Annotated in this window: 10 protein-coding genes; 9 read left to right on the top strand and 1 reads right to left on the bottom strand. The window is 44.5% G+C overall.

Annotated features, from left to right (window positions below; genetic code table 11):
* Positions 1 to 107 precede the first annotated feature (107 nt).
* The 9 genes from A8708_RS15175 to A8708_RS15135 all read left to right on the top strand — a co-directional run bounded on the left by A8708_RS15175 (position 108) and on the right by A8708_RS15135 (position 14,103).
* Positions 108 to 1,838 carry a sensor histidine kinase gene (locus A8708_RS15175; RefSeq protein ID WP_068664805.1) on the top strand — a complete coding sequence of 577 codons (1,731 nt, stop codon included), beginning with the start codon at positions 108 to 110 and terminating at the stop codon, positions 1,836 to 1,838.
* 17 nt (positions 1,839 to 1,855) lie between these two features.
* On the top strand, positions 1,856 to 3,457 hold the full coding sequence (locus A8708_RS15170) for a response regulator (RefSeq protein WP_068664803.1): 1,602 nt from the start codon (positions 1,856 to 1,858) through the stop codon (positions 3,455 to 3,457).
* Positions 3,458 to 3,596: 139 nt separating this feature from the next.
* Positions 3,597 to 5,111, top strand: coding sequence for an ABC transporter substrate-binding protein (locus tag A8708_RS15165; RefSeq protein ID WP_068664801.1), 1,515 nt, complete (start codon positions 3,597 to 3,599; stop codon positions 5,109 to 5,111).
* A gap of 98 nt (positions 5,112 to 5,209) precedes the next feature.
* Positions 5,210 to 7,501, top strand: a complete 2,292-nt coding sequence (locus A8708_RS15160) for a glycoside hydrolase family 2 protein (protein WP_068664799.1) — start codon at positions 5,210 to 5,212, stop codon at positions 7,499 to 7,501.
* A 176-nt stretch (positions 7,502 to 7,677) separates the two neighbouring features.
* Positions 7,678 to 8,610 carry an ABC transporter permease gene (locus A8708_RS15155; protein ID WP_068665223.1) on the top strand — a complete coding sequence of 311 codons (933 nt, stop codon included), beginning with the start codon at positions 7,678 to 7,680 and terminating at the stop codon, positions 8,608 to 8,610.
* An 11-nt stretch (positions 8,611 to 8,621) separates the two neighbouring features.
* On the top strand, positions 8,622 to 9,512 hold the full coding sequence (locus A8708_RS15150) for a carbohydrate ABC transporter permease (protein WP_068664797.1): 891 nt from the start codon (positions 8,622 to 8,624) through the stop codon (positions 9,510 to 9,512).
* Positions 9,513 to 9,550: 38 nt separating this feature from the next.
* Entirely contained in the window at positions 9,551 to 11,824 is a 2,274-nt protein-coding gene (locus A8708_RS15145) for a glycoside hydrolase family 3 C-terminal domain-containing protein (RefSeq protein ID WP_068664795.1), read from the top strand.
* 403 nt (positions 11,825 to 12,227) lie between these two features.
* Positions 12,228 to 13,166: an ABC transporter ATP-binding protein gene (locus A8708_RS15140; RefSeq protein WP_068664793.1), complete on the top strand. Its 939-nt coding sequence runs from the start codon at positions 12,228 to 12,230 to the stop codon at positions 13,164 to 13,166.
* A complete protein-coding gene (locus tag A8708_RS15135; RefSeq protein ID WP_167355891.1) occupies positions 13,159 to 14,103 on the top strand; it encodes an ABC transporter permease in 945 nt (314 codons plus the stop codon). Before A8708_RS15140 ends, A8708_RS15135 begins: the two co-directional genes overlap by 8 nt.
* Positions 14,104 to 14,115: 12 nt before the next feature.
* On the opposite strand, the gene A8708_RS15130 is transcribed toward A8708_RS15135, so the two are convergent.
* The gene (locus A8708_RS15130; protein ID WP_239696714.1) at positions 14,116 to 14,910 is read right to left on the bottom strand and encodes a helix-turn-helix domain-containing protein; all 795 of its coding nucleotides are present in this window, start codon (positions 14,908 to 14,910) and stop codon (positions 14,116 to 14,118) included.
* Positions 14,911 to 14,970: the final 60 nt, after the last annotated feature.

Below are 14,970 nucleotides of genomic sequence, written 5' to 3'. Positions count from 1 at the left end.
AATTTGATATGATTCAGGAATCGCAAAATAACCGACAATAGGAAGACGTAAAGGACTGTTGAGCCTAGCTCGGCAGTCTTTTAACTGACCGAACAGGGGGCGGAGAAATGAAAATCCTTCATATTTCATGGAACTCAATTCGTTTCAAGCTGGTTGTGGGCTTACTGCTGGTAACTGTCCCTCTTATCACGCTGCTATTCTACAATAATTTTTATAGTATTCGAGTCGTCCACAACCAAGTGGCTTTATCCAATAAAAATCTGATCTCATTATATATGGGGCAGATCGACACGCAATTAAGAGATGCTGAGCGGAATCTGATCGGGTTAGTGACTTCCGATTATGATATTCAGTCGATGAACCTTCCTAATTCAGAGGACGAATACCAACTGGCGAAGCACAGTGTTTCTACTAAATTATCAAGTGATATTCTGCTTTATAAATCTATTGACGCTTTCTTTGTGTATTCTGACACACGCAAGGATCTTCTTGATGTATTCAAATCGAACATCGAGTTCGCTGAACGGGATATGGTTGAACAGAAATTACATGAGATACTTGGAAGTCCTCCAGAATTTGCAGAGGGTGGAAGCCGATGGTTTGTAAGGAAAATCGGACAAGACTTTTATGCACTGCGTATCCTTCGGTCAGGTAGTCTCTATATCGGAGCTTGGGTAAATGCCAAGACGCTGTTGATACCGCTTAATCTGATCGATTTAGGCCAAGAGGGGAGTGCTCTTCTCGTAAGTAATACGGGAGAGCTCATGATTAGTACGAATACGCTGCCGGACGAACATATCGACTTTACAAAGAGTTTTGACCAGTATTATATGACTGGAGTGAAGAATAGTTTGCTCGTCGTCGGAGAACCTTCACAAGAAGGCAATTTTAGTCTGGCCGCAGTGATTAAAGACAGCCAGATCCTACAGAACCTGCCGAATTTATCTCGACTGACGTTGTTTATTTCAGTAATCTCGATTGCGTTATTACCCTTAAGCCTCTTTTTCCTTCGTCATATTTTGCTGGTTCCTTTGAAACGATTGATTATGGTTATGAAAAGGATTAATGATGGGAATGTCAATGTTCGGATTGAATCTCATAAAGCTTCTGACGAAATTCTACTGGTGAACCAAACATTCAATCATATGATGGCGCAGATCGAGGAACTCAAAATTCATGTCTATGAGGAGCAGCTTAGCAAGCAAAAGGCGGAGCTGCAACATCTACAGCTTCAGATTAATCCACACTTTTTCATGAATTCGTTAAACATTCTGTTTAACCTGGCTCAAGTGAAAAACTACGAGTTGATTCAGGAGATGACCCTCTGCTTGGTCCGTTATTTCCGGTTTATGTTTCAAAGCAATCTAACGTTTGTTTCTCTTCGTGAAGAGCTTCAGCACGTCCGTAACTATGTTCGCATTCAAGAGCTTCGATTTCCGGGAAGCCTGACGTGTGTAATCGATGTACCAGATTTCTTGGAGAACATCCCGATTCCTCCACTCGTGATACAGTCATTCTTGGAAAATTCGATTAAGTATAGTGTGACATTGGAAGAGCCCGTTTCCATTTCCGTTTCTATTGATTTGAAAGAGGATGGTCTGGATCCGTACGTTGAGATTGTCATTCGGGATACGGGTAAAGGATTTTCAGAACACGTTCTATCCCTCATTCAGTCGGGACATACAGTTCATGATGAAGAAGGGGAGCATATCGGGATATGGAACGTTCGGAAGAGATTGCAGCTTTTATATGGAGGAAAAGCATCGATTACCTGTTTCAATGGATATCCTCAGGGTGCTGTTGTCGAGATCAAGCTGCCTTATGAAACGGAGATATAAAAGAAGGGGGAACCATCATGCTTCATCTTCTTATTGTTGACGATGAGACTCATGCTGTTGAAGGAATCCGGTCTGGTGTCAATTGGGGAAAACTTGGGATTTCGTCCGTGTTTTCCGCTTTTACGGTGAAACAAGCTAAGGATGTATTCAAAAGCGAGCGAATCGATATCATGCTTTGTGATATTGAGATGCCGCAAGCGAATGGGCTAGAGCTGACAGCTTGGGTTAACGAAAAGTACCCACAGACATTGACGATATTCCTTACCTGCCATGCGGATTTCAAATATGCCAAACAAGCGCTCCAACTGGGAAGTATCGATTATATTCTAAAACCGATTCCCTTTACAGAACTAGAGGACACGATTCAAAAAGCGATAGATAAAATTCAAAAAGATTCGGAGCAAGCTCAGTTCAGTCAATACGGCCAATTCTGGTTTCAGCACCAGCCTATGCTGATCGAGCGCTTCTGGATCGATCTGATCAACCAAGCAATTCCCCCAGCCGCGGAGGCGGTTCGGAATGCCGCCGCGGAGCGGAACATTCCTTATGATGAAGCGATGACGGTTGTCCCTATTCTTATTAGTGTGCAGAGGTGGCATAAGAAGCTTACTTTGCGCGAAGAGAAAATTATGGAATACGCGCTCAAGAATGCTGCTGAAGAATTGATAATCGGTCGTAAACAGAACGGTCAAGTCATTGCTCTCGAAAGCGGAAGATTGCTAGTCATATTACCAGCAGACAACCATGCTGAGTTCGAATTGCTCTTGAAAAGTAAGTGTGAACGCTATATTGAAGCTTGCGGTCAGTACTTTTATTGTGATCTTTCTTGTTATATGGGGTCTCTTGTACATGGCCAAGACATGTACGCGATGGTTAATCAGCTTCGCGATATTGAGAAGAGTAATGTCGCCTACAATAATAAAGTGTTTCACTTGTCCGACTTCCAAGTCCGGTTCTCACAACACGAGCTGCCAAATATGGGGGTATGGGCGGTTATGCTGAAGGAAATGGCGTTTATCAAAGTGCTGCAAGAAGCAACCGCCTATTTGGAGCAAAAGGTGCAGCAAGATCGGTTGGATGCACAGCTGCTGCAACTTTTCTTTCAAGATTTTCAACAGATGATGTATGTGGCTCTTCAAAATAAGGGCATTCAAGCGCATCAATTGTTTAGCGATTCTATTTCGTTGAGCTTTACTGAAACAGCGACCCGTTCAGTGACGAACTTGCTTGCGTGGATGAAGCACACGATAGACAGAGCGGTGGAATTTTTAGGCACCATTGAACAATCGGAGAGTGTAGTTAATCGCGTCATTTCCTACATTAAACGTCACATCGCCGAGGATTTGTCGCGTGAAGATATTGCCAATCACGTGTTTCTTAATCCCGATTACTTAACCCGCATCTTTAAGAAGGAGACAGGTTTAGCCATTTCTGACTATCTCTTTCAAGAGAGACTTAAGCTTGCGCAAGAGCTGCTCATCAAGACTGAGATGCCGATCAGTGCGGTTGCCTCACATATCGGATACGCGAATTTCTCGCATTTTTCCCGCATGTTTAAGAAATATACGGATATGAATCCCAATGAATACCGTCAATTGCACCAGCAATCGGAGCTTTGACTTATAGTCGGCAAATGCATAATGAAAAGTCGTGAACGGGGCAGAAGATGAGGTGGGGTGAAGGTAAAATAAAGATATCGCCAATGAATCCAAGTATCGTTTCTGAAAGCGAGCAACAAAATGAAAATGGGGGAAAACTATGAGAAAAAGCATAAAGTCAGCAAGTGTACTTATTCTTGGATCCATGATCGTATTAACTGCATGTGGGGGAAATAACGCTAGCAGCACGAGCACAGCTTCCACAGGAGATGCCTCTTCGAAACCTGCAGAGAAAACGACAGAATTAAATGTAGCTTTTCCAGTCATCGGGACGATTCCCAAGGATATGTCACTTGTTCAAGATGCAGTTAACAAAATCACCCAGCAGAAAATTAATGCGACCGTGAAACTCACCCCGATTAGTTATGGAAACTGGGATCAACAAGTGAACTTGATGCTGAGCAGTGGTGAGAAGCTGGATCTCATGATTGTCGGGAACAATAATTACAGCAGCTTGGTTGTGAAAGGGCAAATTATTGCGCTTGATAAACTTCTTGAGCAGCGTGGTCAAGGAATCATGAAAACGATGGATCCCGCTTATTTAAATGCGACGAAAATAAACGGATCTATTTACGCGGTTCCGACGATTCGCGACTTTGCCTCAAGTCAAGGGATAGCCATGCGGAAGGATCTTGTCGACAAGTATCATATTGATGTCAATAGCATCCGAACACTAGACGACGTTGAAGCAACGCTGAAAACGATTAAAGCAAATGAACCGAATATGACGCCGCTTATTCCAGGTAACATTGGGGTTTCCATTCTTGACAGATACCGCACATATGATGATCTCGGCGACTCGATGGGTGTACTGCCGAATTACGATAACGACTTGAAAGTCGTTAATTTATATGAGACTCAGGAATATGCGCAGCTACTCAAAAAGGTAAGAGGCTGGTACAATTCGGGGCTGATTTTGAAAGATGCAGCAACGAACAAGACTTCGCAATATGATTATATCAAGTCGAATCGGGCTTTCGCGTACCTGGCTAATATGAAATTAGGCTTCGAACAATCGGAATCTACTGCTGCAGGTATGCCATTGGTGACATCCACTTTGGTACCACCTGTATCGAGAACCGCAAGCGTAATCAATGTCATGTGGGGAATTCCGATTAATTCCAAAGCGCAAGAAAAAGCGATGGATTTCATGAATCTGCTGTATACGGATAAAGATATCGTGAACTTGTTCAACTGGGGCATTGAGGGACAACATTACGTGGTGAAATCAGACAATGTGATCGACTTCCCGCAAGGCGTAGATGCGAAAACCTCGGGTTACAACTTGAATATGGGTTATTTATTCGGCAACCAATTCTTGTCCTATGTTTTTAACGGAAATGATCCAAAGATATGGACCAATATGGACCAATTCAACAAATCGGCGTTAAAATCCAAGGCACTAGGCTTTACATTTGATGCAAGTGCGGTTAAGACGGAATATGCCGCGGTGGCAAGCGTTGTTACGCAGTATAAACTTCCACTTGAAACAGGTAGCGTTGATCCAGACAAGACCTTGCCGGAATTCATCGCTAAGTTGAAATCAGCAGGAATCGACAAAATTATTGCAGAGAAACAAAAGCAACTTGATGCATGGGCGAAAAACAATAAATAAGTTACCGTCTTACCAATGCCCGTCAACTTGCAGGTTGATTGGGCATTTTTCATGCCATTTTACTCGCAAATCCATGTTAAAGAAAAGAGGATAATCTTATGAATAAATCGAGGCTGCTTCATGATTGCTGGATGTTCACCAAAGAAAATGATCCTGCTAACGCAAGTGAGGGATTAAGAGAATGGCAAATGGTTACGTTGCCACATACGTGGAATGATAAAGATGGACAGGGCGGAGAAGAACCTTATTACCGCGGTGCTTGTTGGTATCAAAGAACGCTAGAGATTGGCGAGGAAGAATTGGGTAAACGATATTATCTAGAGATCGGTGCAGCTGGCAATATCGGCCATGTGTATATCAATGGCCACCTTGCAGGGGATAGCCGCTGTGGATATGCAATGTTCCGTGTACCCTTAAATGCGTATTTAAAAGCTGGGGACAATCTCATCTCAATTCAAGTGGATAACAGCTATGATAATGAAGTATATCCGCTGCTAGCTGATTTTACTTTCTTCGGAGGTCTCTACCGTGAAGTGAAGCTTTTAGTGATGGACGACATTCACTTTGATTTGATGGATAATGGACGCGATGGTGTTTATCTTACGCAGAGTTCACTGGGGGAAGGGAATTACCAACTCGATGTTCATGGCCGGATTGTGAATGAATCTTCTAGAACGATACAGGCATCTGTAGAGGTAGAGCTCAGAGATCACGAGGGGAATACGGTTTGGCACGACAATTCGGTGCTGGCCCTAATAGGGAATAGCGAGTTTTCCTTTACAGGTGAGATCCTAAGTCCAGTTCTTTGGAATGGTATTGAATGTCCGTACTTATATTCAGCTCATATTGCAATCAAAGTGCAAGGACAAGTGCTCGATACACGTCAAATCGACATTGGTTTTCGAACAGTTGAGTTGTCTTCCGAACGTGGAGTCATTTTGAACGGTAAACCAATCAAAATCAACGGAGTGTGCCGACACCAAGACTTCGGAGGCGTAGGGAATGCCATAACCAAAGCGCATATGGATGTAGATATGGAACTTATCAGGGAGGTAGGCGCCAATAGTATTCGGCTCGCTCACTACCAGCATGATGACTATTTCTACAGCCTTTGTGACCGATACGGGCTTCTGGTATGGGCTGAAATTCCGTACATTAGCATTCCGTCTACGAAAGATCTGGAGAGCCGCAACGCGGTTGAACAGTTGGAACGCTTGATTAAGCAGGCGTACAACCACAGCTCCATCTACTGTTGGGGAGTTCAGAACGAAATCACGATTGCTGTGGAAACAGAGAATACGTATCGAACGATCCAAAAGCTGGTCGGCATCACCAGGAAATTGGACCGCAGTCGCTTCGTCGTTCAGGCGAATATTAATGGGGTGGCGGATGACAGCGTAATTAATCGTTTTACGGATCTCGTCGGCTATAACCTGTATTACGGTTGGTATTATGGGGAGATCCAAGATTTAGGCACGAGACTTGATGAATTTCACCAGACGAGTCCGAACGTTCCTGTGTTAGTTTCCGAATACGGCGTGGACACCAACCCGAACTATCACGCTTACGAACCGAAAGTTCAGGATTATACGGAAGAATATCAGCTTAAGTTTCATCACAACGCGCTGCAGACTTTCGAGGAAAGGCCATATGTACTTGGCGGGTATGTGTGGAACATGTTTGATTTCGGTAGCGCAAACCGGAATGAAGGTGGGGAGAAAGGCAAGAATTTGAAAGGACTCATTACGATTGATCGAACTTTGAAAAAGGATTCGTTCTATTTATGCAAGGCATATTGGTCTCAAGATCCATTCGTATACTTGGCCGGGCGTCGATTCGTTCATCGACATCAGGAACGGAATGACATCGTAGTTTTATCGAATATGACCCATATCCGTGTCTATCACAACAATGAGCTGCTATCGGAAATGAAGGGCAGTGACCGCATGTTCGAAGTGAAGGATGTTACGCTGGTTCGCGGGGAAAACCGTATACGCGTAGAGGGTATTCAAGAAGAGGTTGTCGTTCATATCGACGAAATCCTTTTGGTTTCTGTCATAGAAGCGGACCAGCGTTACATTCATGTCAAAGAAGAGAAAACCAAGCATGTAGTTAATTGGTTTGAGAACTTCGACCTGTCCGGCGGCGGGCAAATTGAGCTAAAGGATGGTTTTTTTTCCATCTATGATACCATCGAAGACCTCTACAGCCATGTTGATGCGAAAGGGGTATTTCTCAAATATTTCGGTCATACGACAAACAATCCGTTCTTCGAGGTGACCAAAGGTGTCATGTCGATCGAGAAGATGTCCCAGCTCGCTTTTTACGAAATACCTGACGAGTTGCTGCCAGTCATACAAAATGAATTGAACATCATCTCGAAATCATAATCAATTGCCTCGCTGGGTCCATATGGCCTGACGGGGCTTTTTTCGAACTAGCGGGATAGTCGGCAAAGTGCAAATCGGAAGTCGTGGGAACGGTAGTGAGCAGAACGGGCGATCGATTACTATTAAGTTACACAAAGAGACCTAACAACTTGTCGAAATTGAAAGGGGAAACTGGTATGAGAAAGCACGCGCAGAGCTTAGCAGTGAAGAGAATATGGAAGTACAGTCCACTATATCTCATGATGCTGCCAGGGCTTGCTTATTTGTTAATCAACAATTACTTACCCATGTTCGGACTTGTCATTGCTTTCAAAGACATTAACTTCGCGAAGGGAATATGGGGGAGTGACTGGGTTGGATTCCAGAATTTTAAATTCCTTTTCCAAACGTCAGACGCCTACATTATTACGCGAAATACGCTTCTATACAATGCGGCATTTATCGTGATCGGACTTGTCGTTGCTGTCGCTTTCGCCATTCTGCTTAATGAAATCAAAAGTAAATTTGCCTCGCGATTGTATCAAAGTCTTATTATTTTACCGTTCCTGATCTCCATGGTTTTAGTTAGTTATTTAGTATTTTCCATGCTGAGTATGGAGAGCGGATTTATGAACAAGACGATTTTACCGCTGCTGGGCATAGATCCAATCTCGTGGTACAACGAGCCGAAATATTGGCCTATTATCCTAACTCTAGTTCATACATGGAAAGGGGCCGGCTATGCGTGTATTATCTACCTCGCAGCTATTATCGGAATTGACACAGAGTATTACGAAGCCGCGACGCTAGATGGGGCATCCAAATGGCATCAAATCCGCTTGATCACGATTCCGCTCATCACTCCCGTCATCATCATGCTGACACTCTTGCAGATTGGCCGCATTTTCTACTCGGATTTCGGACTATTCTATCAAGTTCCAATGAACGCAGGCGCCTTATTCGATACGACGAACGTCATTGATACATACGTATTCCGCGGACTGCTGCAGCTGGGCAATATCGGAATGTCTTCGGCGGCGGGCTTCTATCAATCACTGGTTGGATTCGTGCTTGTCATTGTATCGAATTATGTTGTTCGCAAAATAAATAAAGAAAATGCTTTGTTCTAGGGGGGATCACCATGCATAAAGAAAATCAAGGTTGGCAATGGGCAGCCCATACGGTGATGATCTTATTCTCATTAACGTGCTTGCTTCCGTTCGCGTTGCTCGTCATGTCCTCGATCACCGACGAGACTACCATTTTGCAAAACGGCTATTCATTTTTTCCTGAAAACTTTAGTTTAACTGCCTATCAGTATCTATGGGAGCAATCTGCGCTTATTTATAACGCTTACGGGATTACCTTTCTCATTACGATCGTTGGAACCGTGGTAAGTTTAGCTATCACATCAATGCTTGCCTATCCGTTATCACGACGGGATTTGCCAGGCGGAACATTCTTCGCTTTCGTCTTGTTCTTCACGTTGTTGTTTAATGGAGGCCTTGTTCCAACTTATTTGGTCTACACGCAGCTGCTGGATATGAAGAATACGATTTGGGCATTAATCGTGCCAGGGCTGTTGATGAATGGCTTTAATGTGCTCCTCATGCGGACGTTCTTCATGACGACGATCCCCGTGCCGGTACTTGAATCGGCGAGTATTGACGGAGCAACGGAATTCAAAATGTATTATAAAATCGTCCTGCCGCTATCACTCCCGATTCTGGCCACGGTCGGTTTATTCCAGGGGCTGGCGTATTGGAACGATTGGAACAACGGGTTGATTTATGTGACAAATCCTCAATTGTTCAGCTTGCAAAATGTGCTCAATCGCATTATGAGCGACATACAATTCCTTGCAAGCAATGGTGAATTAAGCGCAAGCGCAGGAGCTAAGATCGCTCAGCTGCCCAGCGAAACGTTCCGTATGGCCATCGCTGTCATCGCGGTTATTCCGATCCTTATCGCGTATCCGTTTTTCCAAAAGTATTTCGTGAAGGGGATGACCATTGGGGCTGTGAAAGGTTAATCCGAAGTTAGGACCATAAATGAGAGGGGTTAAAATCGATGAAACGTAATATAAAAGGTATTGTTGCTGAGATGACAATAGAGGAAAAAGCCGGGCTCTGTTCTGGTCTTGATTTTTGGAACACCAAAGGAATTGAGAGGCTCGGGATTCCATCCATCATGATGACGGATGGGCCGCACGGTCTTCGCAAACAGCGAGCTTCCGCCGATCATCTAGGCCTCTTCGACAGTGTGCCGGCCACATGTTTCCCGTCTGCGGCAGGGCTTGCGACTTCTTGGGATAGAGAACTAATTCGCAAGGTAGGTGTTGCGCTAGGCGAGGAGTGTCAGGCCGAGGAAGTTGGTGTCTTGCTTGGTCCTGGCGCCAATATCAAAAGATCGCCGCTATGCGGGCGAAACTTCGAATATTTCTCAGAAGATCCATATTTGTCCTCCGAGATGGCAGCGGCACATATCCAAGGGGTTCAAAGTCAAGGCGTAGGGACATCTTTAAAGCATTTTGCTGCTAATAATCAGGAGCACCGCCGAATGTCAACGAACGCGATTGTCGATGAACGAACGCTGCGCGAGATCTATTTGGCAAGTTTCGAGGGAGCTGTTAAACAAGGTGAGCCATGGACCGTGATGTGCGCTTATAACAAGCTTAACGATGAATTTTGTGCGGAGAATGAACGTCTGCTGACCGATATTTTGAAGGAAGAATGGGGACATGAGGGATTTGTTGTTTCCGACTGGGGCGCAGTGAATGAGAGAGTTGATGGGTTGCGTGCGGGTCTTGAACTGGAAATGCCATCTACTGGCGGCTCGGGAGACCAGAAGATCGTAAATGCGGTCAGAAGTGGGCAACTTTCCGAAGAGAGTCTGAACGCTGCTGTTGAACGACTACTCCATGTAATCTTTAAGGCAGTTGATCATAAGAAGCAGGACGCATCTTACGATGCAGAAGAACATCACCGCTTGGCTAGAGAAGTAGCTAGGGAAAGCATGGTATTGCTGAAGAATGAGAACAACATTCTCCCGCTAGCGAAGGAAGGACGCATTGCTGTCGTTGGGGCATTAGCCAATCAGCCTCGTTACCAAGGTGGGGGCAGTTCACACATCAAACCTACGAAGTTGGATAACATCATGGAGGAGTTAACCAAGTCGGCGGGGAGTCAGGCAGTGATTACATATGCCAAAGGGTATGACTTGGATAGTGATGATTCTAATTCAGTGCTGCTCGAAGAGGCTGCCCATGTTGCTAAAGAAGCGGATGTCGTTGTTGTTTTCGCTGGTTTGCCCGAGCGTTATGAGTCAGAAGGATTTGACCGCCAGCATCTGCGGATTCCAGACAATCAAATCAAAGTGATTGAGGCTGTCGCTGCGGTACAAGGTCGCGTAATTGTCGTGCTAAGTAACGGCGCTCCGATTGAGATGTCTTGGCTTAGCAATGTTAACGGTGTCTTGGAGGCATATTTAGGCGGGCAGGCTATGGGGGGGGCAATTGCCGATCTGCTGTTTGGCGATGCCAATCCATGCGGGAAGCTAGCCGAGACATTTCCAGTGCAATTGAGTGACAATCCATCGTATCTCTATTTCCCGGGCAATGGAGATACCGTTACGTACAATGAAGGTATTTATGTCGGGTATCGCTATTATGATACAAAGATGCTGCGACCGTTATTCCCTTTTGGACATGGCCTAAGCTATACAAGTTTTGAATATTCCGATTTGACTGTTGATCAGACACATGTGAAAGACAGCGACGAAATACTTGTGTCAGTTAAGGTGAAGAATGGTGGCACACTTGCTGGGAAAGAAGTCGTTCAACTGTATGTACGTGATGTTGTAAGCCATATATCCCGACCAGATAAAGAGCTGAAAGGCTTTGGGAAGATCTCCCTCGAGCCAGGTGAAGAGAAACAAGTGACGTTTACATTAAGTAAAAGAGCATTTGCTTATTACCACGTTGAATTCCAGGATTGGGTTGTCGATACAGGCGACTTTGAGGTGCTCATCGGTAAATCTTCTGCGGACATCGCTTTGAAGGAAACCGTTCATGTGACATCTTCAGTTGTCATACAGCCAAGATTTACACGTAATTCTACGGTTGGTGACGTGATGGAGCATCCAGAACTAGCACCGGTTATTATGGAGCTTGTGCAGCATTCTCCATTCGCTTCTCCAGCAGATAATGGAGAGGAAAGTTCGAGTTCTGAGATGATGGCTGCCTTTCTTAAATATTTACCGCTTCGAGGGCTAGCTGCATTTAGCGGAGGCGCACTGACAGAAGAGATGTTAGATAAGGCAGTCCTCAAGCTTAATAAAAAATAGTTTGGATTTTCGCGATTTTCCTCCGACCTTAGTGGATCGGAGGAAAATCGTTTTTTTTGTGTAGTCGCAGATGGACTACGGAATCCAGGAGGGCCGATACAGGCTCTACCACCCAAGACAAGTCTAAAATGACCATGAGCACAATCGGTGGCTGAATTAATCCATCAACTATACGTTGGCTAGCCTGAGAGAACGAGTTTATTTCCGATGGTTTGTTGATTTAGGAGAACTCTAATGTTGATGGCCCTCAATTGTATAGATTCATATTCTGAAATCAATGCAAATTACTGTGATAACAATAATTATATATTGTAATTCGATAAATTTTATGTTAGATTCAATTTGCCATTAACTCAAAGTGTGCATGTTAAGGAACATGTAAAGTAAAGGAAGGGGTCCGCGTATGAGCAACGAACCTATCATTCGTTTGCAGAATGTGACAAAAGTGATCGGCCGAACTACTGTGATCGACGATCTTACATTTGATGTGCCGCAAGGCGAGATTTTCGGCTTTCTTGGTCCGAACGGGGCGGGTAAAACAACGACCATACGCATGATCGTCGGATTAATGTCGACAACCAAGGGGCAGATCCTGATAAAAGGCAAAAATATTAAAAGCGAATTCGAGCAAGCTATCCGACACGTTGGAGCCATCGTTGAAAATCCTGAAATGTATAAGTATTTAAGCGGGTACTTGAATCTCGTTCATTATGCCCGTATGGTGTCAGGTGTGACGAAAGAACGGATTGATGAAGTGGTGAAGCTGGTCCGACTCGAAGACCGCATTCACGACAAAGTGAAGAAGTACTCTCTCGGCATGCGTCAGCGTCTAGGAGTCGCTCAGGCGCTGCTGCATCGACCATCTCTATTAATCTTGGATGAACCTACGAACGGTCTGGACCCCGCAGGGATTCGGGAGTTGCGCGATTATTTGAGACAGTTGACCCGCTCGGAAGGAATAACAGTCATTGTCTCCAGCCATCTGTTATCCGAGATGGAACTAATGTGCGATCGGGTAGCCATTTTACAACATGGTAGGCTGATCGACGTGAAGCCTACCCACCATTTTACTCAGGATAGCGAGCAGGTGCCAACCTATCGAATAGAAGCACAGCCAATCGAACAAGCGCTGGACGTCTTGGGACAAATGGAAGGAATTCAGGAGATTGAGCTCCTCGAGGAGGGGGTCATAGAGGTCATGACCGACCGTGAGCATGTTCCGGACATGCTGGCAGCATTAATGCAGCAGCGGATACGCATCTATGGCGTGCAGTTGGTTCGCCTATCATTGGAAGATCGTTTCTTGCAAATTACAGGTACAAGGAGGGAGCAGATTGGTTAATCTTGTCCGCAATGAAAATATGAAGATCTATCGTAGGGTAAGAACGTGGATTCTGGTTGGATTTATGATCGCATTGGTACTTTTTGTAAATATCATCGAATGGCATTCTGATCGAACCCAAGCGCAAGGTGAAAGCTGGCAAGTGGAACTGCAGCAGGAGAAAGTGCACCGAAACGAACTGTTGACTAAACCTGATATTTCGGAAGAAAACCGGACTTATAATCTACAGCGAATCGCGCTCATCGACTATCATTTGGAGAAAAACATATCCACTCCGAATGGTACAATGTGGGATGGCATCAACTTCTCTGCCTCATTGGTGCTCGTGATCACCGTCTTCACCATCATCATCGCAGGCGATAGCCTAGCAGGCGAATTCTCGACGGGCACGATTAAGCTGCTGCTCATACGACCGGCTAATCGCCTTAAAATCCTTCTGGCCAAATATATTTCTTCCTTGCTGTTCGGGTTGCTATTACTGCTCACTCTTTTTGCCGTATCCGTCACAGTCAACGGTATCTTGTTTGGATTTGGAGATCTCAAACTGCCATTGATCGAAGTGACCTATGAGGGGTATATCGTCGAGAAGAGTATGGTGTTCAACTTGTGGAAAACTTACCTGATGAACGGAGTATCTACGATTCTGTATGTCACAATGGCCTTTATGATCTCATCTGCATTTCGCAGCAGCACCATGGCTATAGGCTTCTCGATTGTCGCCCTGTTTGGAGGGAACATACTACTGCAGGCGCTGCAACGATTCAATTGGAGCAAGTACTTGCTGTTTGCGAACACCGATCTCACCCAATATTTGAGTGGGAGACCTTATCAAAGTGGAATGACGCTTTCGTTCTCCATCAGTATGCTTGCGGTTTACTTTATTGCGTTTAATCTGATTTCCTGGCTTATGTTTACGCGAAGAGATGTGGCGGCTTAAGCAACATGATGTCTACTTAGTCCGAAACGCACTTGGAGAAATATCATAATGTCGTTTAAATAGCTTAGAAAAGTGGAATTCGTCATAGAACTGGAGATTAGTCGAGATCTCTTTCACCGATAAGTTGGTCGTCTCAAGTGATACTTTAGCGGATTCTAGTTTTAACTTAAGCATGTAATCGCTAGGAGACAGCCCTGTTCTGGATCGAAAACGTGTGAAGAAAGTCGTTCTGGCGAGACCGCTCATGGCTATGAGTTCATCGACTCGAATGGTTTTATCGATACTTTTATGCATGTAAATAATAATTTTGTTGAGCTCTTGATGCTGTTGCGTTGTTGCCGCATGTCGCTCTTTGGCGAAGAGCAGCAATATTTCTTGCAATAGGATCGAAGCGGTAAATTCGTAACCAAGCTGCTGTTCGATCAGAAGGTCAATCAGATGCTCGCATTTTTGCATAGCCAAACCGATTTTCCCTGATGATACAACTTCGTTAATGGGAAGTTCCAGAAAGCGGGACATATCTAGCGAGCTGAAGTTGATAAAATAAAACTTCCAGTCATTATTTTGACAGTGATAGGTGGAAGGAACGCCTTCTTGAACGATAAAATAGGTACCAGATTGCAGGACATTCGTTTCGCTAGCTTGAGAAAGAATCCCATTTCCCTCGTAGGTAATAAATATTCCGGGAACATGGAAGCCTTCACGTTTGGTAACGTGATAAGTATCGTTCGCATGTACTTCCCAGATAGATATAAATTCACAAGAAGAAATTTTATGTTTGGTAGGTAACCCATAAGGAATATCCATGTAGGACAATGTTTATTCACCCCCCAATGCTAATCATGTTTGTACAATTATACATGGTTT

The organism is Paenibacillus oryzisoli, from assembly GCF_001653565.1.
GTDB lineage: Bacteria > Bacillota > Bacilli > Paenibacillales > NBRC-103111 > Paenibacillus_E > Paenibacillus_E oryzisoli.
The sequence above is the reverse complement of the archived record's forward strand: the minus strand, read 5'-3'. Positions and strand labels throughout refer to the sequence as shown.

Bases quoted from the DNA above. Each gene is read 5' to 3' on its own strand.
- A8708_RS15175 (WP_068664805.1), top strand. From the start codon at position 108: ATGAAAATCCTTCATATTTCATGGAACTCAATTCGTTTCAAGCTGGTT.
- A8708_RS15170 (WP_068664803.1), top strand. From the start codon at position 1,856: ATGCTTCATCTTCTTATTGTTGACGATGAGACTCATGCTGTTGAAGGA.
- A8708_RS15165 (WP_068664801.1), top strand. From the start codon at position 3,597: ATGAGAAAAAGCATAAAGTCAGCAAGTGTACTTATTCTTGGATCCATG.
- A8708_RS15160 (WP_068664799.1), top strand. From the start codon at position 5,210: ATGAATAAATCGAGGCTGCTTCATGATTGCTGGATGTTCACCAAAGAA.
- A8708_RS15155 (WP_068665223.1), top strand. From the start codon at position 7,678: ATGAGAAAGCACGCGCAGAGCTTAGCAGTGAAGAGAATATGGAAGTAC.
- A8708_RS15150 (WP_068664797.1), top strand. From the start codon at position 8,622: ATGCATAAAGAAAATCAAGGTTGGCAATGGGCAGCCCATACGGTGATG.
- A8708_RS15145 (WP_068664795.1), top strand. From the start codon at position 9,551: ATGAAACGTAATATAAAAGGTATTGTTGCTGAGATGACAATAGAGGAA.
- A8708_RS15140 (WP_068664793.1), top strand. From the start codon at position 12,228: ATGAGCAACGAACCTATCATTCGTTTGCAGAATGTGACAAAAGTGATC.
- A8708_RS15130 (WP_239696714.1), bottom strand. From the start codon at position 14,910: ATGGATATTCCTTATGGGTTACCTACCAAACATAAAATTTCTTCTTGT.